Genomic DNA, 22118 nt, shown 5'->3' on the forward strand with positions numbered 1-22118 from the left:
GCGGACGCCCCAGAGGTCCCGCGGGACCACAGTTGAGCCCATGATCGTGACGACGGAGAAGCTGACGAAGCGCTACGGCGACCGCGCCGTGGTGGACGAGGTCAGTCTGTCCGTGCGGCGGGGCGAGGTCTACGGGTTCCTCGGTCCCAACGGCGCGGGCAAGACGACCACGATCCGCATGCTGCTCGGGCTCGTGAGGCCGACCAGCGGAGCTGCCAGGGTCCTCGGCGAGAAGCCGGGCACGCCCAGGGCGTTGCTCAAGGTCGGGTCGCTGATCGAGGGGCCCGGTTTCTACCCGTACCTGTCCGGCCGCGACAACCTGCGCGTGCACGCCGCTCGCCGGGGCGTGGACAGGACGCACGTCGAGGCCGCGCTGGAGCAGGTCGACCTGATGGGCGCCGCCGCCGAGAAGTTCCGGCGGTACTCGCTCGGCATGAAGCAACGGCTCGGCGTCGCCGCGGCCCTGCTCGGCCGGCCGGAGCTGCTGATCCTCGACGAACCGACCAACGGCCTCGACCCGGCGGGCATGGCCGACATGCGCGACCTGGTGCGGGCGCTGGCCGCGCAGGGCCAGACGGTGCTGCTGTCGAGCCACCTGCTCGGCGAGGTCGAGGAGATCTGCGACCGGGTCGGCGTGATCTCGAACGGCAAGCTCGTCGCCGAGAGCACGGTCGAGCAACTGCGCGGCGAGACGGTCCTGGTGATCAAGGCCGACCCGATCGAGAAGGCGCACGTGCTGATCGAGGGCAGCTCGCTGCACGGCGACGTGCTGCACGTGCGGGAGACGGACGCAGGGGCGTTGGTGCGCACGCTGGTGCATGCCGACGTGGACGTGCAGGAGGTCCGGCCGCTGCGCCGGACGCTGGAAGAGGTCTTCTTCGAGATGACGGGAGCGGCGTGATGGGCAGCGTGAAGGCGGAGCTGCTGAGGCTGTGGAAGTGGCCGGCGACCTGGGTGCTGATCGGCGTCTGGCTGGTGATGACGCTGACGTTCGGCTACGTGTTCAACTACCTCGCCCTGAACGGCGGCACCAACACGCGGTCGATGTCCCAGCAGCAGCTGATCAGCGCGATGCAGCCGGAGAACGTCGGCGCGGCCGTGGTGCGGGGCCTGCCCATGTTCGGCGGCGCGATCATCCTGGTGCTGGCGGCGCTGGCTATCGGCAGCGGATATGGCTGGGGCACCTGGAAGACGACCCTGACGGCCGGCCCGCGCCGGGTCTCGGCGATGGCCGGCACGCTCGGGGCGCTGGGGATTGTCGTGGTACTGCTGGTGGCCCTCACGTTCGTCGTGAACGTCGGCGCGTCCATCACGGTGGCGTCGCTGGAAGGCTGGGACTGGAGTCTGCCGGGGCTCGGCGTCTTCGAGGCGCTGGGCGCGTCACTGCTGATCGCCGCTATGTGGACGGGGTTCGGCGTGTTCCTCGGCGTCGTCACCAAGGGACCCGCGCTGGCCGTCGGCCTCGGGCTGATGTGGGCGATCGTCACCGAGAACCTGTTGCGGGGCGTGGGTTCCCTGCTCGGGCCGGTCGAGTCGCTGACCAGGGTCCTGCCCGGCGGATCGGCCGGGAACCTCGCCGGTGCCGTCGGCGGGTCGGGTGCTCCCGGCGTGTTGACGGACCTCAGCGGCACAACCGCGGCGTTGTTCCTCGTCGGGTACGTGGTGTTCTTCGTTGGTGCGGCGACGCTTCTGAAGGTGCGCCGCGACCTCGTATAGGACGACGGCGGCCCAGGTCACGCCCAGTGCGACCGCGACTCCTGCGGGGTAGTCGCGGTCGTGCAGGCCTGGGTTGACCGGGCCGCTGTACTCGCGCCACAGCAACGGAACCGCGAGGAGCGTGACGATGCCGGAGACGGTCAGGCCGATGCCGACGGACGGGCGTTTGACCACGAGTCCGGTGGCACCGACGAGCGGGGCGACCAGCAGGTCGTGCAAAACCACGCCGCCGCCGAGCCAGAGCAGGAGTTCGACGGTGACCTGGGGGAGGAGCAGCCAGGCGCCCCACGCTCCCAGCGCCACGCCGAGGATGCCCAGAGCGATTCTCACCGCACCTCCAGCGACGTGACCCACTTCGTCTGCAACACACCCGGCCGGTTCGGCGCGATGAGGCGGCACGGGTATCCGTGGTCCAGGCTGAGCTCTTCGCCATCGAGCTGAAGCGCCAGCAAGGTCAGCGGATCCCGGGCGAACTCCGAGGGCAGCGTGCTCGCCCGGTACAGCCCGTCCTTCTCCAGCGACTCGACCCGCACGTCCCCTCGTCCCACCAGCTCGGAGACGCGGACGCCGGTCCAGGTCGCGTTCTGGCTCCAGCCCTCGACGCACGCGATCGGCAGGTCGACGGTGGTCTGCGGCATCGCCTGGAGGTCCGCCAGCGAGTAGCTCCTCGCGCCGGCCTTCAGCCGCCAGTCCGGTGGCACCACGATGTTCGCGGCCCGCGCAGTCCGGTTCACCGGCAGGTCGCCGTCCGACCGCCACGCCAGCACCGAGACCTTGCGCAGCCACGGCACCGTCACCCCTGCCGTGGCCACGACGGCGACGCCGGTGGTCAACGCGGTCGTGCGCAGGAAAGCCCTGCGGGACAACAGCGTCTTCTCGGGCGATTCGGGTTCGAGCGTGCGGCGGATCAGCGGGATCTTGACGGCGATGTGGACCAGCAGGGCGCCGATCACGATCCACGCCACCGCGTAGTGGGCGGTGGGGAAGTAGAACGACCACGGGTAGTTCTGCGCCGCGTTGAACAGGCCGGTGACCAGTTCGAAGAACGACGCGGCGATCAGCACGAAGATCGAGCCGCGCTCGAGGGCGTGCGGCACGGACTTCACCAGCGGACGTTCGAACAGCTTCGGGTAGACGCTCCACAACTTGGCCAGCAGCAACGGGATCGAGGCGACCCCGGAGATCACGTGCACGCCCTGGGTGACGCGGTAGAGGTCGACCGGGCGGGTCGGCCACACCCAGTCGTGCTGCGCGCCGTGGCTGAGCAGACCGGTGACGAAGCACAGCCCGAACGCGATGCCGAGCCACGTGCCGACCCGGCTGGTCACGCCCGTGTGGTGGGCGGGTGCCCTGAAGACAGGCGCCTTGAAGACGGGGAGTTTCACAGCCGCTCCCAGCACGCGAACCAGCGTCCGGCACGTTCGGTCTGCCACAGCAGGAAGAAGCCGTCGGCGATCAGGGACTCCGCGTCGCTCCAGGCCCACGGGAACCACTGACCTCGGGTGTCCTCGGTGCGCACCCGCGCCTGGCCGACCGTCAGGCCCGCACCGGGTGGCTCGACCTCGACGACGACGGTTCCGCTGGGCCTGAGCAGGTTCCGGACGCGGCGCAGGAGGGCGGCCGGGTCGCCGCCGATGCCGATGTTGCCGTCGGCGAGCAGGACGTGCTGCCAGTGGCCCTCGCCCGGCAGCAGGTCGAACACGTCGCGGCGGATCGCGATGCCGCCGCGTTCGGTGGTGCGCCGGACCGCCTCCGGGGACACGTCGACGCCGAGCGCCTGGATCCGGCGGGCCAGCAGCGCCGCGACGAGCCGGCCGGGGCCGCAGCCGACGTCGAGGGTGGGGCCGGTGCAGGCGTCCAGGAGGACGGAGTCGCCGCCGTCCGCGTCGGCGTGCCAGCGGGCGACGCTCAGTTCGCGCGAGATGGTGCCGGGGAGGTCGAGCCAGCCGGGATGACCCTTCAGGGCCTGGTCGAACATCATCGCGTCACCGCCGCCTGGGTCAGCGCCGCCGCGAACCGGCTGCCCGGCACCAGCCGTGCCACCGCGCGGGCGTCCGCCATCGTGTCCACATCGGACAGCACTGGCAACATCCGCACTTCCAGTCCGTGCAACGACTTCAGCGTCAGCGCTCCCGTATCGGCGCGCGACATCGGTACGTCCCGCAACACCCCGGCCCGCAACGGATCCCGCAGCCCGAGCGCCCACCAGCCGCCGTCCTCCGCGAACCCGAGCGCCGCATCCCCGAACTCGGCGCACGACTCCAGCAGCGACGGCGTGACCTGCGGCGTGTCCATCCCGATCTGCAGCACCGGCATCCGGAACCGCGCGATGTCGGCATGCGCGTGCACGAGCCGTTCGGCGAACGAGACACCGCGTTGCGGGATCACCACGCACTCGGCCAAGGCGTCACGGACGTCCTCACGCCGCACCACCCCGGCCAGCGCCACCACTGGTACGGCGCCGGAGGTGTCCAGAGCGGCCGAGATCGTGTCCAGCAACGAGGCCGCGGCCACGTCCGCCGCCTCCTCGGCCGACAGCGGCGGGCACAGCCGTGTCTTGACCTGGCCGGGCACCGGGGACTTGGCCATGATCAGGAGGCAGAACCTCATCGCAGCACCCCCGCCATGTCCCGTGCCGCCCGCAGCGTGCCGCGTACCGAGCCCGAGACCTTCGACCGAGTGCCGGCCGCACGGGCCCGATAGGCCACGTCGACCTCGCGCACCCGCCAGTCCGCCTCCGCCGCGCGTACCAGCAGTTCCAGCGGATAGCCGAACGCGCGGTCCTGGACGTCCAGCGCCAGCAACGCCTCTCGCCGGCACACGCGCAGCGGTGCGATGTCGTGCACATCCAAACCCCTGCGCCGCAACAGGGACGCGATCACGGCGTTACCGGCCCGTGCGTGCCACGGCCACACTCCGGCGTGCACGGGCCTTCGCCGGCCGACCACAAGGTCGGCGTCGGCCAGGAGCGCGGCCATCGCGGGCAGTTCGGCCAGGTCCAGTGAACCGTCCGCGTCGGCGAACGCCACGAGGCCGGAGGTGGCCGCGAGCAGACCGGTGTGCACGGCGGCGCCATAGCCGCGCTTCGACTCGTGCACGACCAGTGCGCCGTACGCGGCGGCCACCTCGGGCGAGCCGTCGGAAGACCCGTTGTCCACGACGATCGCGCGGTAACCGGCCGGCAGGGAGGCGAGGACCGCGGGCAGTGCGGCGGCCTCGTCCAGGCAGGGCAACACGACATCCATGTGTCCAGCCTGGACCATGGGAAAGTGTTGTGGTGCTTACGGAATTGTGACGCACGAAAGAGTTCTTACGATTGTCTTGCGAGGTCCGCGAGCACCCGGCCGACCCCCTAGGTTGGGCGCGGTGCGTCTGGTCATCGCAGGGCTGCTCGTCGCTGCCGCCATCATCACCGGGGTCGTCGTCAACGCCGACGACCCCGGCATTCTCTTCGCCGCCGCGGCACCGCTCTTCGGTGACTGGCAACCGCACGTGGGCCCCGGTACGCCCGTGGCGGCCCTGATCGCGTTCCTCGTGGTCGCCAAGGGACCGGAGCTGGCGCGTCACCGGTTCGCGCTGCCGATCGCCTACGTGGCCGCGACCGCGTGGACGTTCTCGCTGGCGATGGTCGACGGCTGGACCCGGTTCGTCACCAGGCTGACGACGGACGACGAGTACCTGCACGAGGTTCCCGGCGTCACCGACATTCCCGCGATGCTGCGCGGTTTCGCCGCGCGCATCCCGGACTTCCAGCCCGACTCGTGGACCACGCACGTCTCCGGGCACCCGCCGGGCGCGCTGCTCACGTTCGTCGCGCTCGACCGCATCGGCCTCGGTGGGGGAGCGGCGGCGTCGATCTTCTGCGTCCTCGTCGGATCGCTTGCCGTCGTGGCGATTCCCAAGGCCATCGGCACCAACGCGGTGCTGCCGTTCCTCGTCCTGTTCCCCGGCGCGGTCTGGGTCGGGGCGTCCGCGGACGGCATGTTCATGGGGGTGGCGGCCGTCGGCATCTACCTGCTCACCCGATGGCCGTTGCTGGGCGGCATCGTGCTCGGCTGGTGCCTGTTCCTGTCCTACGGGCTGGTGCTGCTGGCCCCGCTCGCGATCGTCGCGGTCGGCCGGAGGATCGGCTGGGCCGTCGCGGGCGCGCTCGCGGTCGTGGCGGCGTTCGCGATCGGCGGGTTCTGGTGGCTCGACGGCTACGAGCTCGTGAAACTCCGCTACTACCAGGGGATCGGCGACACCAGGCCGTACTGGTACTGGGCGTGGGCGAACCTCGCGGCACTCGCGCTGGTGATCGGCCCGGCCGGGATCAAGGGGCTGCGCAACGACAAGTGGGTCATCGCCGCGGGCATCGCGATCCTGGCGGCGGACCTCTCCGGCCTGAGCAAGGCCGAGACCGAGCGGATCTGGCTGCCGTTCGCGGTCTGGCTGCTCGCCGGCACGGCCAGGCTGGACAAGCGGTGGCTCACCGCCCAGGCCGTCACGGCTTTGGCGGTGAACCACCTGGTGCTCACGAACTGGTGACCGGCTCGCGCTGGGAAGCGAAGGCGAAGTCCCGCACACCCTCCTCGAACCCGACGCTGGCCTCGAAACCCAGCACGTCCAACGCCTTCGCGGGCGACGCCACGACGTGCCGGACGTCGCCCGGCCGAGCCCCGCCCACGATCTCCGGCGTCGGCCCGTCACACGCGTCGGCCAGCGCGAATGCCAGGTCACCGATCGTGTGCGGGGTGCCGGAGCAAACGTTCACGGCCTCGAAACCGGGGCGCGGAGAGGCCAGCGCCAGCGCGTTGGCCCGAGCCACGTCGGTGACGTGCACGAAGTCGCGCCGCTGCCGCCCGTCCTCCATCACCCGCGGTGCGGCACCGTTCCGCAGCGCGGACCGGAAGATCGACGCCACACCGGCGTACGGGGTGTCGCGCGGCATCCGCGGGCCGTAGACGTTGTGGTACCGCAGGGCCCACACGCTGCCGCCGGTCTGCCGGGCCCACGCCAGCGCGAGGTGCTCCTGCGCCAGCTTGGTGGCCGCGTAGGTGCTGCGCGGTTCCAGCGGAGCGTCCTCGGGCACCAGCTCGGGCACCACGAAGTCACCGCAGAAACAGCGCGGCTCGTACATGCCGGCGGCCAAGTCCGCAGCAGTCCGTTCAGCCCGCACTATCCCATGCGAGAGGCACCGATAGCGCCCCTCGCCGTAGACAACCATCGACGACGCCAGCACCAGCCGCGACACCCCGGCCCGGTGCATCTCGGCCAGCAGCACCGCCGTGCCCAGGTCGTTGTGGCGCGCGTAGGAAGGCGCGTCGAACGGATCCACGCCATGCCCGACCATCGCCGCCTGATGGCACACGGCGTCCACTGTGGACAACAACGGCCGTAGCACGGCGGCGTCGGTCACGTCGCCGGCGACAAGTTCGTGCTCCAGCGAAGGAACGGCGCCGTGCGCTTCGGGCAGCAACGCGTCGAGCACCACGCATTCATGGCCCTGGGAGGTCAGCTCGTCCGCGACGTGCGACCCGATGAACCCGGCCCCGCCAGTGATGAGTACTCGCATGGACCGACCGTAGGACCGGACCGCCGGATAGCGCGCCGCCAGACGCCATCACGTCATGACTTCGTAAGAGCTGGCAGCTCCACCACGAATCGTGCGCCACGCGGGAAGCGGTCCTCGACCCACACGCGGCCGTGGTGGCGCTGCACGTGCTCACGCACCAGGGCGAGCCCGAGCCCGCTGCCGGAGTCGTCGCCCCGGCTGCCGGGCCTGCCCCGCGTGAACCGCTCGAAGATCTGCTCCCGCAACGCCTCCGGCACACCCGGACCGTCGTCCTCGACCTCGACGCGCGCTCTGTCGCCCGCTTTGCTCACCGCCACGAAGATCGCGCCGCCCGCGTGCCGCTCGGCGTTCTCCACGAGGTTGGCCAGGACCCGGTCCAGCCGCCTCCGGTCACCGAGCACCCGCACCGGACGCGCCTCGACCGGCACCGCGCTCCAGCGGGTGCCGATCACGTTGCGCACCAACGCGCTCAGGTCGAGCTCCTCCGGTTCGTAGTCGCCGGTCTGGTCGGCACGTGAGATCTCCAGCAGGTCCACGACCATCCGCGCGAACCTGTCGACCTCCGAGGTCAGCAGTTCCAGTGCGGTCCCGGCGGTGCCCGGCAGGTGGTCACGGCGCCGGCGCAGCACCGCGCCCGCGTTCACCATCGTCGTCAGCGGCGACCGCAGCTCGTGCGAGACGTCCGAGGCGAACCGGGCGTCCCGCAACGCTCTCTGCTCCAGCGCGTGCGCCGTCGAGTTGAACTTCGCCGCCAGCGCCGCGAGGTCCGGGTCGTCCTGGTCGGGCAGCCGGGCGTGCAGATCGCCGCCGGCGATCCGGCTCGCCGCGGAGTTCAGCTCCGCCAGCGGCTTCAGCGCCCGCCGCGACGCCCACGAGCCCAGCGCCGCCCCGAGCAGCGCCGAGGCGATCGTGCCGGCGATCAGTACCGCGCTCAGGAACGCGAACGTCCGGTTCAGCTGCCGCAACCCGAACAGCTCGACGTAGACGGCGTCGCCCGCCACCGGCCGCGCGACGGCGAGCATCGGCAGGCCGTCCACGGTGATCCGCTCCGTGCCCGGTGGATGCTCCACCAGCCCGGCCGGCAGCTGGGACGGCTCGACCTCGCGGCCCGCCCTCACCAGGCCGTCGTGGCTCAGCACCAGGATCGACGAGTCGGGCCCGGTGGTGAGGCCGGTCAGCAGTTCGTCGAGACCGGGTGAGGCGAGAGACCTCTCGACCAGCCGTACGTTGACCTCGGCCTGCCGCGTCGCGCTCGCCTCCCGTTGCCGCAGCAGGTAACTGGAGGCGAGGTTCCAGGTGGCGAACGCCAGCACACTCGTGACGACCAGCAGGCCGAAGCCGAACGAGAGGGTGACCCGGCAGTGCAACGTCAGTTTCACGAGCGGATCCGATAGCCGCTGCCGCGCACGGTGAGAAGCAGCTCCGGATCGTCCGGGTTCGCCTCGATCTTGCGGCGAAGGCGCCTTATGTGCACGTCGAGCAGCCGGGTGTCACCGAAGTAGTCGTATCCCCAGACCTTCTGCAGCAACTGTTCCCTGGTGACGATTCGGCCGCCCGCACCAGCGAGTTCCAGCAACAGCCGGAATTCCGTCCTGGTGAGGTGAACGCGTTCACCCGCCCGGTGCACGAGCCCTTCCTGCGGACGGATTTCCAGTGCCCCGACCCGAACGGATTCGCGGCCCGGTCCGCGCCGGCGTAACAACGCGCGGACGCGGGCGGCGAGAACGCTTGCCATCAACGGTTTCGTGACGTAGTCGTCCGCTCCCGCCTCCAGTCCGGCGATCACGTCACGGGCGTCGGTGCGCGCCGTCACCACGATGATCGGCAGGTCACCGCGTGTGCGGAGGGTTCGCACGACCTCCAGGCCGTCCATGCCCGGCAACGTGAGGTCGACCAGCACCACGTCGAACGATTCCGTCTCCAAACGGTGTAACGCCTCTTCGCCCGAACCCGCCTCGTCCACCGAAAAACCCTCATCGGACAAGGCGAGGCCCAAAGCCTGCCGGATTCGCTCGTCGTCCTCGACCAGCAAGACCCGTACGCACACAACGACTCCACTGTGTGAGAGCCGCGGCGACGGCGTCTCACACAGTGGAGTGAAAGTCGATCAAACGCAAGAATACTTCGGACTAAAATCCGGTCAGCGTGATTTTCGCCGAACGCGGGTTCGGTTCGTGGACAAGTGACTCGAACCCGCCGACGTCATCGAACGCGAACCCGTAGGCCCGTCCGTCGGTCATGTTCGCGTGCACGATCTTCGAGAAGTGGTTCGTGGTCGCGCGGGTGTAGAACTGGCTCGCGTTGTACGTCGGCTGGGTGTGCAGGAAGCCGAGCGTCGACCGGTTGAGCGCCGCGCACAGCGACCGCGAGATCGCGCCGAGCTCGTTGTTCGGCGCCGCGAGCCTGCCGTCGCAGTTGAGCACGTCCCGGGTGGACGGCTGCTGGAACTCCGCGACCTGCTGGCCCGAGGTGTTGGTGAACCGCATGACTCCGCCGCTCACGCGGCCGGTGAACCGGCGGTTCGGCTCGTGCTGGAACGGCACCACGGTCAGCGGCGTGCTCTGGTACGTCGACCAGACGCTGTTGACGTAGTTCTGGAAGTACGAGCCGGAGAACAGGCCCGCGTCGAGACCCTTGCTCGGGTTCAGCACGCGCAGCCGGGTGCCGTCGGAACGGCTGTACGCCAGCTTCGCCCAGTCGCCGCCGAGCTGCCGGTGCTGGTCGAAGACGCGGTTGCGCCCGTTCGCGACCAGCTGGCCCGTCTTCTTCGTGGCACCGCCCTGGGACGTCGCCTCGACCGCGTGCGGGACCGCGAACATGTCCACCTGGGAGCTGTTGAGCCACAGACCGCCGCCGTCGTAGCTGAACTCGCTCCAGTCGAACAGGATGTCGCGGTTCGGGTCGCCGCCCGCCCACGGGGCCGGCTGCACGAGACCGTTCGGGACCAGGCTGAACTTCAGCTTGTCCCGGAACGACATGTAGATCCGGCCGCCGGCGAAGTCGATCGGGATCTGGACGGTCCTGCTGGCACCGTTGCCGGGGCCGGGGATCGAGAAGTCCGGCGCGGGAACGGGCGGGATCGCCCCGCCCGACCACGGCGTGAACTGGCCGCTGCCGTTCAGGTAGCCGAGCCGGCCGTTCATGATCCCGGTGATGTACAGGTGGACCGCGTCGCCGCGGCCCGAGTTGTTGGTGACGGTGAGCGGGAGCCAGCTGGGTGGAGCAGCTTGCACCGGTGCAGACATCGTTGTCAGCCCAAGTAGGGCCGATGTCGCGAGCAGCAGGAGCTTGCGCATCGACTATCTCCTCACTGAGACAGGCAGTGACTTTTTGAGCGGCGGTGAGAGCGCTCTCATACCAGCGCGTTGCTGTTCATATGTCAAGAATGGTCTTCATGCGCGCACTGACGGTGGATCTTGCACGAGCCGGGTCGCTGGCCCTGACCGAACTGCCCGACCCGGTGCCCGGACCGGAGGACCTGCTGGTCGAGGGCGTGGCGATCGGCATCTGCGGGACGGACCGCGAGATCGTGCGCGGCGAGTTCGGCGTCGGCGGAACTCTCGTGATCGGGCACGAGTCCCTGGGCCGGGTGATCAGCGGTCCGGGGTTCGAACCGGGCTCGCTGGTCGCCGGGGTGGTTCGCAGACCGGACCCGGTGCCGTGCGTGGCGTGTGCGCGCGGGGAGTTCGACATGTGCCGGAACGGGCAGTACACCGAGCGCGGCATCACCGGCCTCGACGGCTACGGCTCCACTCTGTGGACCGTGCCTGCCGCTTATGCGGTGGGTGTCAGCTCCGCGACAGGTGTTCTGGTCGAGCCCGCCTCCGTCGTGGTCAAGGCGTGGGAGCGGCTCGACCGGCTGGCGTTGTACCCGTTCGAGAGCGTGCTGGTGACCGGCGCCGGGCCGATCGGGCTGCTGGCGGCGTTGATCGGGGTGCAGCGGGGGCTGGACGTGCACGTGTTCGACCTGGCGGTGGACGGCCCGAAGCCCGCGCTGGTGGAGTCGCTGGGCGCCACCTACCACCGGACGTTGCCCGACTGCCCGGTCGTGATCGAGGCGACCGGTGCGCCGTCGCTGGTCGCGCGGCTGCTCGGGAGGGACCTGGTGTGCCTGACCGGCGTGCCGTCCACCGAGGTGCTGCCGGCCGACATCGGGCAGATCAACCGGGATCTGGTGCTGCGCAACGGGATCGTGTTCGGGACGGTCAACTCGAACCCGCGCCACTACCGGGAGGCTTCGGCCGTGCTGGACCGCGCGGACGACGCGTGGCTGTCGGCGATGATCATTCGGCGGGTGCCGCTGGAGTCGTTCGCGGAGGCGTTCGAGTCGCGGCCCGGTGACGTGAAGGTGGTGCTGGAGCTGTGAAGGCGCCCCAGGGACGCCGTCTCGCGAAGTCCTCACAGGACAAGCGTGAACAGCGTTCCCTGGGTGCCCCGGCCCGCCTCAGGCCTTCGCGCGCAACAGCTCCACGATCCGTGCCCAGCCGTCCGCGCCGTGTCCTGCCTCGACCGCCCGCCGCGCGTAGTCGTGCAGCAACTGCGGCAGCGCCGGGTCGACCTTCCGGACCTCGCTGGCGTGCACGAGGTGGTCCAGGGTCGCGAGGTGTACGTCCAGCGTGGCGTCCGAACCGGGATAGCTGCCCGCGTCGACCTGCTCGGCGTAGGTGGCGACGAACCCGGCGACCGGGCCGAGCCAGCGGGTGGCCAGCGGCGTGAAGTGCGTGGCGGTCGACCCGTCGGCGGTGACGAGTGCGGTGGCGTGCAGCCAGCCGGTGAGCGTGGCCCACATGATGCCCAGCAGCGCGGTGTCGTAGAGCGCGGCACGGCCGGGTTCGGCGCCGAGGTTGATCGGCTCGGCGAGCGCGGACAGCAGGTCCGACGCCGCGGCGAACGCGTCCTGGTCGCCGCTGTAGAGGATCATCGAGCGCGGGTCGCCGATGCCGGGTGGCGTGGTCATGATGCCGCCGTCGACGTAACGAACGCCTTCCGAAGCCAGCCGCGTGGCCAGTGCGCGGGCCTGCTCGGGTGATCCGGAGGTGAGGTTGACCATGGTGTGGCCGGACAGTGCGGGGTCGAGGAGTTCGGTCAGCGCCGGGTAGTCGAGCACGCAGGCGACCACCACGGGCGCGGACCGCTGGGCTTCCGCGGCGGAACCGACGGCGACGGCGCCCTGGGCCACCAGCGGCGCGGTCTTGGCGGCCGAGCGGTTCCAGACCGTGACGCGGTGGCCGGCGCGCAGGAACGCGGAGGCGAGCGCCGAGCCCATCTGACCGAGTCCGATAACGGCAACGTCGGAGTGCATTGTTGTTGTCCCCCAAGGGTTCGTGACTGACAGCACTTACCCTCGCAAGCCGCCGGGACAACCGACAGTGGCAGGAATGCCGATATTCGAACGTTTACTGCCACTAGGATTGCGGGCATGAGCACGGTGGCGATTCTGGTGACCGAGGACGACGCACCCTCCACCTGGGACGTCTACGAGGCCGGCCTGGCCTGCGTGGTGTTCGGCATCGACCACAGCGACCTCGCCGACCCCTGGTACGAGCTGCGGCTGTGCGGACTGAACCCCGCCGCGCCACGGGCGAAGCACGGCTGGACGCTCAACCCTGAACACGGTCTGGAAGGGCTGCACGGCGCGGACACGATCCTCGTGCCGTCGGTGCCGCAAGCGGTCCTCAATGGCACGGCACCGCTGGATCCGTTGCTGGTCAAGGAACTCCAGGACGCGTCGGCCAACGGCGTGCGCATCGCCGCGCTGTGCAACGGAGCGTTCGTGCTCGCCGAAGCCGGTCTGCTGGACGGCCGCCGCGCCACCGCGCACTGGTCCTACACCGACCGCCTGGCCCGCCGGTACCCGCAGGTCCAGGTCGACGCCGAGGTGCTCTACATCGACGACGGCGACGTCCTCACCAGCGCGGGCGCCGCGGCGGGGCTCGACCTGTGCCTGCACCTGGTGCGCCAGGACTTCGGCGCGCACGTGGCCAACCAGCTCGCCCGCAGGCTGTGCGTGCCCGCGCACCGCACCGGCGGCCAGGCCCAGTTCGTCACCCGGCACGTCCCGGACACCGACGACGACAGCGTCGCGCCGGTGCTGGAGTGGGCGGCGCGGCACCTGGACCGCCCGCTGACCGTGGGCGACCTCGCGCGCAGGGCCGGGATGAGCGAGCGCACCTTCTTCCGCCGCCTGCACGAGGCCACCGGCAGCACGCCGTTGCGGTGGCTGCTCGCCCAGCGCGTCGCCCACGCCCAGTCGCTGCTGGAGAAGACCCCGCTGTCGGTGGAACAGGTCGCGCAACGCTGTGGCCTGGGCACCGGCACCAACCTGCGACGCCACTTCACCACGCACGTCGGCGTCACGCCCACCGACTACCGGCGCGCCTACCAGGCTTAGTGTCTGCGCGGCTCCCGGCCGAACGGCGACTTCGGTCGCTCCAGGCCGGGAGCCTTCGGGATCGGCATGGTCACCGGGGTGTCCGCGGTGATCGTGATCGGCTCGCCGTGGTGCCTCGTGGTCAGCTCGGTGCCGTCCACGATCCGGTAGGTGGCCCCGGACTCGCACACGTCCACCGAGATCCTCGTGCCCCGGAAGGACATGCGGAACGAGAAGCGGGTCAGGTCTTCCGGCAGCCGTGGCGCGAACGTGAGCTCGCCGCCGTGGTCGCGCATGCCGCCGAACCCGGCTACCAGCGCCGTCCACGCACCCGCCAGCGAGGCCATGTGCAGGCCGTTGGTGACGTTGTCGTGCAGGTCGTGGAGATCGGTGAACGCGGCCTCGACCAGGTAGTCGTACGCGAGCCCGAGGTGCCCGACCTCGGCCGCCAGCACTGCCTGCGTACCTGCCGACAACGACGAGTCACGCACCGTGCGAGCCTCGTAGTAGGCGAAGTTGCGCGCCTTCTCGTCTTCGGTGAACGCGTCACCGCGCACGTGCATGGCGAGCACCAGGTCCGCCTGCTTGATCACCTGGCGCCGGTACAGGTCGAAGTACGGGAAGTGCAGCAGCAGTGGGTACTTCTCCTGCGGGGTGTTCTCGAAGTCCCACTCCGCGTGCTTGGTGAAGTTGTCCGCCTGCGGGTGCACCTGCAGCATCTCGTCGTACGGGATCGACATCGCGTCCGCGGCCCTGCGCCAGGCCGCGATCTCCTCTTCCGTCGCGTCACAGGGGTTTCGCTCGGCGGCGTCGGCGGCGGCCCACAGGTTCTGCTGGGCGATCAGGTTGGTGTAGACGTTGTTGTCGACGATCGCCGAGTACTCGTCCGGACCTGTCACGCCGTCGATGCGGAACCCGTCGTGCGGGTCGTGGTGACCCAGCGACAACCACAGCCGTGCTGTTGCCACGAGGATCTCGGTGGCTTCGCAGCGATCGAAGTCCCGGTCCCCGGTGGCGTTCAGGTACTGCTGGGTGGCGTACGCGACGTCGCCGGAGACGTGGAACGCCGCCGTGCCCGCCGGCCAGTACGCGCTGCATTCGGCGCCGTTGATCGAACGCCACGGGAACGCGGCACCCTTGAGCCCCAGCACCTTCGCCCGCTCGCGGGCTTTGTCCAAAGTGGAGTGACGCCAGCGCAGGGCGTCGCGGGCCGCGTCCGGGACCGTGTAGGTGAGCACGGGGAGCACGAACATCTCGGTGTCCCAGAACGCGTGGCCGTCGTAGCCCGGCCCGGTGAGGCCCTTGCCGGCGATGGCACGGGACTCGCCGCGCGCCCCGGCCTGCAGGATGTGGAACAGTGCGAACCTGATCGCCTGCTGGAGCTGGTCGTCGCCGTCGATCTCGATGTCCGCGACCTCCCAGAAGTCGTCCAGGAACACCCTCTGCTCCTGGAGGAGCCCCTCCCAGCCCGTCTGGCAGGCGCCGGCGAGCGCGGCCTCCACCTGGGCCCGGAGCGCGGGGGTCGAGCGCTGGCCGGACCAGCCGTAGGCGATGTACTTCGTGAGCTTCAGGCAGCCGCCCGCGGGCACGTCGACGGCCGCGGTGAACCGGGCCAGGTCGTCCTCGGCGCGGATCTCCGTGCGGATGTCGACGCCGTCGACGTCGAACTCGTGGTCCATCGCGGCGGCCATGCGCAGGCCGGACACCCTGGTGTGGTGGCACAGCACGGCCCGTGACTTCTCTGCCATCGTGAAGTCGTTGACCAGCGGGGAATCGAGCGCGGCGGCGACGCGCGGGTCGTTGCTGCGGCTCTTGGTCGGCTCGTTCGCGAGCAGGTCGGACTGGACGACGAGCTGCAGGTCGTCCATCGGCTCGACTTCGTACCTGATGGCCGCGACCGCGCGCTGCGTGAACGACACGAGCCGTTCGCTGCGCACGATCACACGCCTGCCCGTCGGCGACTCCCAGACCGTGCGGCGGCGCAACGTGCCAGAGCGGAAGTCGAGGGTGCGTTCGTGCTCGACGGCGTTGCCGTAGCGCATGTCCAGCGGCTCGTCCTCGACCAGCAGCCGGATGATCTTGCCGTCGGTGACGTTGACAACGGTCTGGCCCGCCTCCGGATAGCCGTAGCCACCCTCCCCGTACGGCAGCTGATGCTCTTCGTAGAAGCCGTTGAGGTAGGTGCCGGGCAGGCCCCTCGGCTCGCCCTCGTCCAGGCTGCCGCGCATGCCGATGTGGCCGTTGGACAACGCGAACGTCGACTCGGTCTGGTGCAGGTGGTCCACGGACAGGCCCTGCCAGCGCAGCTGCCACGGCTCGACGGCGTAGCTCATGACAGCAGCTCGTCGAGCTCGTCGACCACCACGTCGGCGCCGCCGGCCTTGAGTGCCTCCGCCTGGTTGCCGCGGTCGACGCCGACGACGAACCCGAACCCGCCGTCGTGACCTGCCTGCACGCCCGCCAGCGCGTCCTCGAAGACGGCGGCGTTCCCAGGTGCGGTCTGGAGTCTTCTGGCGCCTTCGACGAACGAGTCCGGTGCCGGTTTGCCCCGCAGGTTCGACGCGGTGATGACGTTGCCGTCCACCAGCGCGTCGACGTAGTCCAGCAGGTTGCCCGCCCGCAGCACGCGCATGGCGTTGGCGGAGGACGTGACGACGCCGATCGGCATGCCCGCCGCCCTGGCCGCCTTCAGGTAGTCGACCGAGGCCGGGTACGGCGTGATGCCCTGTTCGTCGATGATCGAGTTGACCAGCTCGTTCTTCTGGTCGCCGATGCGGCGGACCTCGTCCTCCAACGGCGTGAGGCCACGTGACGTCAAGAAGCTGCGCACGCCGTCGTAGCGTGGCTTTCCGTCCACGTAGGCCAGGTAGTCCTGTTCGCTGAACGGCTGGCCCATTGCCTCGAACGTCTGCCGCCACGCCTGCCGGTGCAGCACGGCGGTGCTGGTGAGCACGCCGTCGAGGTCGAACAGCAACGCTGTGATCTTCTCCGGGATGCCGAGGCTCATGTTTCGATCATGCACCCGTCTCGCCGACATCGCCGCGTTCTTCCGCGAGCCGCTCGTCCAGCGGCCGTGGGTGCGCCTGTTCGTACTCCGTCATCCCGTACTTGGTGGACTCCGCCCAGCCTTCCTCCGGCTCGGTCTCCAACGGGTCGTGCTTGAGGTTGTCCTCGTCCAGAGCCTCGAAGTCGTCCGAGTTCTCCTGGATGTACGCGCCGCGTTCTTCGCTCATGTCCTCCCAGTACCCCGTTCGGCGCTATCCGATGCTTTGGCCGACCAGCGAGCCGATGGCGTACGTGACGCCCATGGCGATCAGCCCGCCCACGACGTTGCGCACGACCGCACGACGTTTGCCGGCGCCGCTGAGCCTCGCGCTCACGAAACCCGTCAGGGCGAGGGTGAGGACGGCGGCGGCGACCGTGATCGGCACGCGCAGGCCGGTCGGGGTCAGGGCGATCGCGGCGAGCGGGAGGAGCGCGCCGACGGTGAACGAGACGAAGCTCGCGATGGCGGCGCCCCACGGGTTCGTCAGCCCGTCCGGGTCGATGTGCAGCTCGGCCTCGGCGTGGGCGGCCAGCGCGTCGTGCTCGGTGAGCTGCCTGGCGACCTCCTCCGCGGTCTGCTCGTCGAGGCCCTTGTCCTCGTAGATCTCCTTGAGCTCCTCGAGTTCCTGCTCGGGCATGTCCCGGAGCTCTCTGCGCTCCTGGGCGAGGAGGGCGCGTTCGGCGTCGCGCTGGCTGCTGACGGACACGTACTCGCCGCTGGCCATGGACATGGCGCCCGCGAAGAGACCCGCGAGGCCCGCGACGAGGATCTGGGCGCGGTCCGTGGTGGCGCCCGCGACGCCCACCACGAGGCTGGCGGTCGACACGATGCCGTCGTTGGCGCCGAGAACCCCCGCGCGCAGCCAGTTCATCCGGTCGCCGGTGACCTCGTCGTGGGGCTCGTGGTGGGTCATCTGAAGTCCTCCGAGAAGACCTCGCCCTTCAGGACGAGGAGGAATCGGACCTCTGCGTAGCAGGGCGGGAACAGCCGTGTCGCCGTCGGGGTGATACGGCGTCCACGACCCAGCCGTACAGGGTCACACGGTGGCCGGGTAATCTGTGAACGGTGAACGGGCTGGTGAAGCGGGCTTTTCGGTACCGCTTCTATCCGAGCGAGGCGCAGGCGGCGGAGCTGTCGCGCACGTTCGGGTGTGTCCGCAAGGTCTACAACTTGGCGTTGCGGGCCCGTGCGGAGGCGTGGTCGCTGCGTGGGCAGCGGGTCGGTTACGAGGCCACGTCGGCGTTGCTGACCGGGTGGAAGCGCACCGAGGAACTGGCGTTTCTGGCCGAGGTGTCGGCGGTGCCGTTGCAGCAGGCGTTGCGGCATCTGCAGACCGGGTTCACGAACTTCTTCGCCAAGCGTGCGCGGTTTCCACGGTTCAAGTCGCGCAAGAAGTCGCGCGCTTCGGCGGAGTACACGCGTTCGGCGTTCCGCTGGCGTGACGGGACGTTGACGCTGGCGAAGATGGCCGAGCCGCTGGACATCCGCTGGTCCCGGCCACTGCCCGAGGGCGCGGCGCCGTCGACGGTAACCGTGTCGCGGGATCCGGCCGGGCGCTGGTTCGTGTCCCTGCTGTGCGAGGACCCCGGCGTGACGCCGTTGCCCGCCACCGATGCGGTCGTCGGTATCGATGTCGGGCTCGACCACCTGTTCGTTCTCTCGACCGGGGAGAAGATCGGCAATCCCCGGCAGGAGCGCCGTGACCGCACGACACTGGCCAGGGCGCAGCGGACGTTGTGCCGTAAGCAGAAGGGCAGCGGCAACCGGGACAAGGCTCGCGTCAAGGTTGCCCGTATCCATGCTCGGATCGCCGATCGGCGCACCGACTTCCTGCACAAGATCACTACTCGGCTCGTGCGTGACACCCAAACGCTCGTGATCGAGGATCTGGCCGTGTCGAACATGGTCGGTAACCACCGCCTGGCCCGTGCGATCAGTGACGCGGGCTGGCGGCAGTTCCGGCAACAACTGCAGTACAAGGCGAGTTGGTACGGGCGGGACGTGATCGTCGCGGATCGCTGGTTCCCGTCGTCCAAGCTGTGCTCGGTCTGTGGCGCGCTCGCGGCGGCGATGCCGCTGCGCGTGCGCATGTGGACCTGTGGCTGCGGGGCGACCCATGACCGGGACGTGAACGCGGCACGTAACATTCTGGCCGCCGGGCTGGAGGCGTCGGTCTGTGGAGCCGGTGTAAGACCTCAACGGAAGACTCCGGGCGGGCAGTCGGCGACGAAGCAGAAAACCCCGCGGCGCGAGCCGTAGGAATCCCCCTCGTTCACGAGGGAGAGAAAGTCAATTCCGCAGGTTAGCGCTGGTCTCGCGGGGTGCTGGGCGACCACGCCGCCGCACCGTCCGGACTCTGCTGAACGGGTGAGTTCTCCCTGGCCAGAGGCTGGAGGTTCATTTTTTGTCAGACCCCCGTGGCAGCATGTCGAACAGGTGTTCGTGTGCGTGCTAGAGGAGGTCAGTTCCCGATGCAGATCGAACCCAGCCGCTGGCCAGGCCGCGTGGTGCCGTCCACCGGTTCCGACGTGGACGTCGCCGTGGAGTCCCTGTGCGTGCGCGCCTCGTGGGCCGACGCCGACCGCCGCTGGGTGCGGCGCCTGCTCGAGCCGTGGTTCAGGGCGGGCTGGAGCGTCGACGCCCTGCTGGTGGCCATCGACAAGAAGCCGGACGGCACCAGCCAGGGCCGGCCCCGTTCCCGCGCGCAGGTGGCGCACGAGTTCCTGCGGGCCCGCCTGCGCACCTGGACGGCGGACGGCGCGGGCATCGCCAAGCCGCCGCTGGCGGGCATCTCCCTCGGCGAGTGGTACCGGGTGAACCGCCGCAACGCCGCTCTGAACGCCCCGCGCCGGGGCGTCGGCCTCAGCTCGCAGGGCCGCCAGGCGCAGGCGGAGACGCGTGCGCTCGCCCACCGGCGCGACCCGGTGGAGCGCAGCCGCGAGAAGGGCCGGCGGCGGCAGGAGGTGCTCGACAGCCTGCTCGTGCCGGGTCAGGAGGTGCCGTCGTTCGCCGACTCGTGGCGGCTGGTCGCCGAGCTGATCCCGGTGCAGCGGGTGTGCTCGTCCTGCGGGCACGTGCGGAACGAGGTGCCGAGGCCGGCGCACCGCGTCGCCTAGGAGGCGGCGAGGTGCCTCACCGCTGATCACGAACGTCGGCCCCGCAGACCAGAAAAGGGCGTTCTACCTGCGACTTCGGCGATCGATGGTTGAAATCGGCCCACGCCGGGAACACGGAACGAGTTTCTTGTTTCCGATATAAGGGGCCGACATGCTCGAAGTCACGCCGATGGCTGCGGAGGTCATCAACGAGCTGACGTCACAGTCAGAGGGCACCACCGACGACATCGGCCTGCGTTTCGCCCTGGCCACCGAGCAGAACAGCCAGGCGGCGCTGGAGCTGTCGCTCAGCGAGGCTGCCGACGGCGACGAGGTGGTGGCGGCCCCCGCGGGCGCCAAGGTCATCCTGGAGCGGGCGGCCGCCCAGTACCTGGAGGACAAGGTCCTCGACGTGCGCCAGGACGACGAGGGCAACCCGGCTTTCGCGATCGCGCGCCAGGAGCAGTCCGGCTGAGATTCTCGGCCAGGCGGGATCAACGGCGATTCCCCGAAATGCGAACCGGGCCGGACCCCTCCGTGAGGGAGGGTGTCCGGCCCGGTTCGTCAGAGCCCCGGGATCAGGGAATGGTCAGCACCTGACCGGGGTGGATGAGGTCCGGGTTCGCGATGCCGTTGGCGGACGCGATCGCGCCGTAGCGGTTGCCGTCGCCGTAGAAGCGCTCGGCGATCGCCCAGAGCGTGTCGCCGCCCGCGACGGTGTAGGTCTGCACGGCCGGAGCGGCGGGCGCGGCCGGCGCCTCCTCGACCGGAGCGGGAGCAGGCGCCTCGGGGGTGGCCTGCGGCGAGTCGGTGTTGGTGTTGGAGGCCCACTTCGCGCCGCCGTCACCGCCGAACACGACCAGGTTCCTGTCGTCCTGCAGCACCAGGCGCGCGCCCTGGTTGCCCTGGGTGCCGGTGGACCACACGGCGTTGTCGTCGCTCGTGTAGAGCACGAAGTTGCCGTCGTCCTGCAGCGCGGCCCGCACCGCGCCCTTGCCGTCGGTGCCGCTGGCCCACACCGTGCCGGTGTTCTCCGACAGGACCAGGTTGCCGTCGGACTGCAGGGTCAGCAGGTACCCGTTGGCACTGGTCAGCTGCTGGCCGCGGGTGAGTTCCTGCCCGGCTTGCAAGGTGTCCACAAGAAGCTCCACTTCGGACGATGTCGACCGCCCGAACCGGCGGCGCCCGAAGCGGAAACTAGTCAGGCCGCCACCGTTCCGCCCGGTGAGCGGCGCACGTGCACCCGAGGGAGTGAAAAACGCCCCCCGCCCGAAGGCAGGGGGCGTTCAGCACGAGAAGGAGATCAGCCCTCGATGCGGCGAATGCCCGAGATCGGGCCGATCGAGTCGATGTCGGCGATCTTCACCGGCTGCCCCTCGGTCGACGCGTGCACGGCGCGAATGCCGTCCACCGCCATCGCCACGTGGGACTGGCTCGAGTAGTAGACGATGATGTCGCCGGCCTTGACCTCACCACGGCTCACCGGGCGACCGGCGGCCGCCTGGGCGTAGCTGGTGCGGCCGATGGATACGCCGGCCGAGGCGTATGCCTTCTGGATCAGCGACGAGCAGTCCCACGTGTTCGGGCCGTTGGAGCCGTAGACGTAGAGGTCGCCACGCTGGTCGAGCGCGAACTGCAGGGCGCGGCCCGCGGTGCCCGCCGGGACGTTGATGTTCGACATGTCGCCGGCCTGCGCCAGCGTGTTGCGCACCGACGCGCTCAGCGAACGGTACTGGGCCGTCGCCTCCGCGAGCTGCTTGTCGAGAGCGGCCTTCTTCTGGTCCATCTCGGCGAGGAGCTTCTTCGACGTCTCGGTCGCCTCGTTGGCCGACTTCGTCGCCGCGTCGGCCGCGTTGACGGCGTCGGTCAGCTTCTGCAGCGCGTCCGCGTTGTCGGCCGCGAGGATGTTGATGGCCGACATGCGGTTGAGGAAGTCCTGCTGCGAGTCGCTCACCAGCAGCGCGGAGATCTGGCTGAAGTTCGCGCCGGAGTTGGTGGCCTCGGTGAGGAGGTCGACCTGACCGCGGAGGGACTCCTCGGCCTGCTGGGCGCCGGCCAGGTCGCCCTTGGCCTTGTCCAGCTCGCCCTGCTTGGCCTTCAGGTCTTCCTGGGCCTTGAGGTGGTCCTGGTTGAGCTTGGAGGCCTGTTCGGACAGCTCGTTGAACTTCGCGAGCGCGTCCGCGGCGCTGGGCTGTGCGGTGGCCGGTGCCGTGGGCAGTGCCGCGGCGACAACTGCTGCCGTCGCCACGAATGCTCCACGCACGATGCGGCGTGAGGGTTGCGACACCACGTCGCGGTTCCTCCTTTTTCCTGGCAGTCGCCCCCGCGAGAACTACT

At 69.9% G+C, this 22118-nt stretch carries 23 protein-coding genes; 8 read left to right on the forward strand and 15 right to left on the reverse strand.

What is annotated here, in order from left to right; genetic code table 11:
- The first annotated feature begins 40 nt into the window (after positions 1-40).
- Together BLR21_RS33850 and BLR21_RS33855 are read left to right on the forward strand one after the other, a co-directional pair.
- The gene (locus BLR21_RS33850; RefSeq protein ID WP_090012667.1) at positions 41-901 is read left to right on the forward strand and encodes an ABC transporter ATP-binding protein; all 861 of its coding nucleotides are present in this window, start codon (positions 41-43) and stop codon (positions 899-901) included.
- Positions 901-1716, forward strand: a complete 816-nt coding sequence (locus BLR21_RS33855) for an ABC transporter permease subunit (protein WP_090012670.1) — start codon at positions 901-903, stop codon at positions 1714-1716. Before BLR21_RS33850 ends, BLR21_RS33855 begins: the two co-directional genes overlap by 1 nt.
- Before the next feature lie 326 nt (positions 1717-2042).
- Here BLR21_RS33855 and BLR21_RS33865 read toward each other — a convergent pair whose 3' ends face one another.
- The 4 genes from BLR21_RS33865 to BLR21_RS33880 are packed head-to-tail and all read right to left on the reverse strand — an operon-like array spanning position 2043 to position 4961.
- The gene (locus tag BLR21_RS33865; RefSeq protein ID WP_090012672.1) at positions 2043-3101 is read right to left on the reverse strand and encodes a molybdopterin-dependent oxidoreductase; all 1059 of its coding nucleotides are present in this window, start codon (positions 3099-3101) and stop codon (positions 2043-2045) included.
- Complete coding sequence (locus BLR21_RS33870) at positions 3098-3697, reverse strand: methyltransferase domain-containing protein (RefSeq protein WP_090012675.1); 600 nt, start codon at positions 3695-3697, stop codon at positions 3098-3100. The genes BLR21_RS33865 and BLR21_RS33870 overlap by 4 nt, the downstream gene beginning before the upstream one ends.
- Positions 3694-4326 carry a TIGR04282 family arsenosugar biosynthesis glycosyltransferase gene (locus tag BLR21_RS33875; RefSeq protein WP_090012678.1) on the reverse strand — a complete coding sequence of 211 codons (633 nt, stop codon included), beginning with the start codon at positions 4324-4326 and terminating at the stop codon, positions 3694-3696. Before BLR21_RS33875 ends, BLR21_RS33870 begins: the two co-directional genes overlap by 4 nt.
- Positions 4323-4961 carry a glycosyltransferase family 2 protein gene (locus tag BLR21_RS33880; RefSeq protein ID WP_090012681.1) on the reverse strand — a complete coding sequence of 213 codons (639 nt, stop codon included), beginning with the start codon at positions 4959-4961 and terminating at the stop codon, positions 4323-4325. The genes BLR21_RS33875 and BLR21_RS33880 overlap by 4 nt, the downstream gene beginning before the upstream one ends.
- Before the next feature lie 121 nt (positions 4962-5082).
- On the opposite strand from BLR21_RS33880, the gene BLR21_RS33885 reads away from it, so the two are divergent.
- Complete coding sequence (locus BLR21_RS33885) at positions 5083-6243, forward strand: hypothetical protein (RefSeq protein ID WP_090012683.1); 1161 nt, start codon at positions 5083-5085, stop codon at positions 6241-6243.
- Here the strand turns inward: BLR21_RS33885 and BLR21_RS33890 are convergent.
- The 4 genes from BLR21_RS33890 to BLR21_RS33905 form a co-directional block, all read right to left on the reverse strand.
- Complete coding sequence (locus tag BLR21_RS33890) at positions 6230-7270, reverse strand: NAD-dependent epimerase/dehydratase family protein (RefSeq protein WP_090012686.1); 1041 nt, start codon at positions 7268-7270, stop codon at positions 6230-6232. The genes BLR21_RS33885 and BLR21_RS33890 overlap by 14 nt on opposite strands.
- A gap of 53 nt (positions 7271-7323) precedes the next feature.
- Positions 7324-8649, reverse strand: a complete 1326-nt coding sequence (locus BLR21_RS33895; protein WP_090012688.1) for a sensor histidine kinase — start codon at positions 8647-8649, stop codon at positions 7324-7326.
- Positions 8646-9317 carry a response regulator transcription factor gene (locus BLR21_RS33900; RefSeq protein ID WP_090012691.1) on the reverse strand — a complete coding sequence of 224 codons (672 nt, stop codon included), beginning with the start codon at positions 9315-9317 and terminating at the stop codon, positions 8646-8648. Before BLR21_RS33900 ends, BLR21_RS33895 begins: the two co-directional genes overlap by 4 nt.
- Positions 9318-9399: 82 nt before the next feature.
- The gene (locus tag BLR21_RS33905; protein ID WP_090012693.1) at positions 9400-10566 is read right to left on the reverse strand and encodes a beta-1,3-glucanase family protein; all 1167 of its coding nucleotides are present in this window, start codon (positions 10564-10566) and stop codon (positions 9400-9402) included.
- Positions 10567-10664: 98 nt separating this feature from the next.
- Here BLR21_RS33905 and BLR21_RS33910 point away from each other — a divergent pair, with 98 nt between their 5' ends.
- A complete protein-coding gene (locus BLR21_RS33910; RefSeq protein ID WP_090012811.1) occupies positions 10665-11636 on the forward strand; it encodes an alcohol dehydrogenase catalytic domain-containing protein in 972 nt (323 codons plus the stop codon).
- A 78-nt stretch (positions 11637-11714) separates the two neighbouring features.
- On the opposite strand, the gene BLR21_RS33915 is transcribed toward BLR21_RS33910, so the two are convergent.
- A complete protein-coding gene (locus tag BLR21_RS33915) occupies positions 11715-12572 on the reverse strand; it encodes an NAD(P)-dependent oxidoreductase (RefSeq protein ID WP_090012696.1) in 858 nt (285 codons plus the stop codon).
- 117 nt (positions 12573-12689) lie between these two features.
- On the opposite strand from BLR21_RS33915, the gene BLR21_RS33920 reads away from it, so the two are divergent.
- On the forward strand, positions 12690-13661 hold the full coding sequence (locus BLR21_RS33920) for a GlxA family transcriptional regulator (RefSeq protein WP_090012698.1): 972 nt from the start codon (positions 12690-12692) through the stop codon (positions 13659-13661).
- On the opposite strand, the gene BLR21_RS33925 is transcribed toward BLR21_RS33920, so the two are convergent.
- The 4 genes from BLR21_RS33925 to BLR21_RS33940 are packed head-to-tail and all read right to left on the reverse strand — an operon-like array spanning position 13658 to position 17599.
- Positions 13658-15973: a glycoside hydrolase family 65 protein gene (locus BLR21_RS33925; protein WP_090012701.1), complete on the reverse strand. Its 2316-nt coding sequence runs from the start codon at positions 15971-15973 to the stop codon at positions 13658-13660. The genes BLR21_RS33920 and BLR21_RS33925 overlap by 4 nt on opposite strands.
- A complete protein-coding gene (locus BLR21_RS33930) occupies positions 15970-16647 on the reverse strand; it encodes an HAD family hydrolase (protein ID WP_090012703.1) in 678 nt (225 codons plus the stop codon). The genes BLR21_RS33925 and BLR21_RS33930 overlap by 4 nt, the downstream gene beginning before the upstream one ends.
- A 7-nt stretch (positions 16648-16654) precedes the next feature.
- Positions 16655-16873 (reverse strand): hypothetical protein, encoded by a 219-nt coding sequence (locus BLR21_RS33935; protein ID WP_090012705.1) that lies wholly within the window; start codon positions 16871-16873, stop codon positions 16655-16657.
- Positions 16874-16897: 24 nt separating this feature from the next.
- Complete coding sequence (locus BLR21_RS33940) at positions 16898-17599, reverse strand: VIT1/CCC1 transporter family protein (protein ID WP_090012710.1); 702 nt, start codon at positions 17597-17599, stop codon at positions 16898-16900.
- A gap of 152 nt (positions 17600-17751) precedes the next feature.
- Here BLR21_RS33940 and BLR21_RS44160 point away from each other — a divergent pair, with 152 nt between their 5' ends.
- The 3 genes from BLR21_RS44160 to BLR21_RS33955 all read left to right on the forward strand — a co-directional run bounded on the left by BLR21_RS44160 (position 17752) and on the right by BLR21_RS33955 (position 20256).
- Positions 17752-18945, forward strand: coding sequence for an RNA-guided endonuclease InsQ/TnpB family protein (locus BLR21_RS44160; RefSeq protein ID WP_090012713.1), 1194 nt, complete (start codon positions 17752-17754; stop codon positions 18943-18945).
- A gap of 212 nt (positions 18946-19157) precedes the next feature.
- Complete coding sequence (locus BLR21_RS33950; RefSeq protein WP_090012715.1) at positions 19158-19802, forward strand: hypothetical protein; 645 nt, start codon at positions 19158-19160, stop codon at positions 19800-19802.
- Positions 19803-19953: 151 nt separating this feature from the next.
- Positions 19954-20256 carry a hypothetical protein gene (locus BLR21_RS33955; protein ID WP_090012717.1) on the forward strand — a complete coding sequence of 101 codons (303 nt, stop codon included), beginning with the start codon at positions 19954-19956 and terminating at the stop codon, positions 20254-20256.
- A 103-nt stretch (positions 20257-20359) separates the two neighbouring features.
- Here the strand turns inward: BLR21_RS33955 and BLR21_RS44475 are convergent, their stop codons facing one another.
- Entirely contained in the window at positions 20360-20920 is a 561-nt protein-coding gene (locus tag BLR21_RS44475) for a LysM peptidoglycan-binding domain-containing protein (protein ID WP_090012719.1), read from the reverse strand.
- A gap of 164 nt (positions 20921-21084) precedes the next feature.
- Positions 21085-22029, reverse strand: coding sequence for a C40 family peptidase (locus BLR21_RS33965; RefSeq protein WP_256335111.1), 945 nt, complete (start codon positions 22027-22029; stop codon positions 21085-21087).
- Positions 22030-22118 lie beyond the last annotated feature (89 nt).

This window comes from Lentzea albidocapillata subsp. violacea, from assembly GCF_900100275.1.
Taxonomy (GTDB): domain Bacteria; phylum Actinomycetota; class Actinomycetes; order Mycobacteriales; family Pseudonocardiaceae; genus Lentzea; species Lentzea violacea.

Excerpts from the sequence above, each read along its gene's own strand:
- BLR21_RS33850 (WP_090012667.1), top strand. The coding sequence starts at position 41 with ATGATCGTGACGACGGAGAAGCTGACGAAGCGCTACGGCGACCGCGCC.
- BLR21_RS33855 (WP_090012670.1), top strand. The coding sequence starts at position 901 with ATGGGCAGCGTGAAGGCGGAGCTGCTGAGGCTGTGGAAGTGGCCGGCG.
- BLR21_RS33870 (WP_090012675.1), bottom strand. The coding sequence starts at position 3,697 with ATGATGTTCGACCAGGCCCTGAAGGGTCATCCCGGCTGGCTCGACCTC.
- BLR21_RS33875 (WP_090012678.1), bottom strand. The coding sequence starts at position 4,326 with ATGAGGTTCTGCCTCCTGATCATGGCCAAGTCCCCGGTGCCCGGCCAG.
- BLR21_RS33880 (WP_090012681.1), bottom strand. The coding sequence starts at position 4,961 with ATGGATGTCGTGTTGCCCTGCCTGGACGAGGCCGCCGCACTGCCCGCG.
- BLR21_RS33890 (WP_090012686.1), bottom strand. The coding sequence starts at position 7,270 with ATGCGAGTACTCATCACTGGCGGGGCCGGGTTCATCGGGTCGCACGTC.
- BLR21_RS33905 (WP_090012693.1), bottom strand. The coding sequence starts at position 10,566 with ATGCGCAAGCTCCTGCTGCTCGCGACATCGGCCCTACTTGGGCTGACA.
- BLR21_RS33910 (WP_090012811.1), top strand. The coding sequence starts at position 10,665 with ATGCGCGCACTGACGGTGGATCTTGCACGAGCCGGGTCGCTGGCCCTG.
- BLR21_RS33915 (WP_090012696.1), bottom strand. The coding sequence starts at position 12,572 with ATGCACTCCGACGTTGCCGTTATCGGACTCGGTCAGATGGGCTCGGCG.
- BLR21_RS33920 (WP_090012698.1), top strand. The coding sequence starts at position 12,690 with ATGAGCACGGTGGCGATTCTGGTGACCGAGGACGACGCACCCTCCACC.
- BLR21_RS33925 (WP_090012701.1), bottom strand. The coding sequence starts at position 15,973 with ATGAGCTACGCCGTCGAGCCGTGGCAGCTGCGCTGGCAGGGCCTGTCC.
- BLR21_RS33930 (WP_090012703.1), bottom strand. The coding sequence starts at position 16,647 with ATGAGCCTCGGCATCCCGGAGAAGATCACAGCGTTGCTGTTCGACCTC.
- BLR21_RS33935 (WP_090012705.1), bottom strand. The coding sequence starts at position 16,873 with ATGAGCGAAGAACGCGGCGCGTACATCCAGGAGAACTCGGACGACTTC.
- BLR21_RS33940 (WP_090012710.1), bottom strand. The coding sequence starts at position 17,599 with ATGACCCACCACGAGCCCCACGACGAGGTCACCGGCGACCGGATGAAC.
- BLR21_RS33950 (WP_090012715.1), top strand. The coding sequence starts at position 19,158 with ATGCAGATCGAACCCAGCCGCTGGCCAGGCCGCGTGGTGCCGTCCACC.
- BLR21_RS33955 (WP_090012717.1), top strand. The coding sequence starts at position 19,954 with ATGCTCGAAGTCACGCCGATGGCTGCGGAGGTCATCAACGAGCTGACG.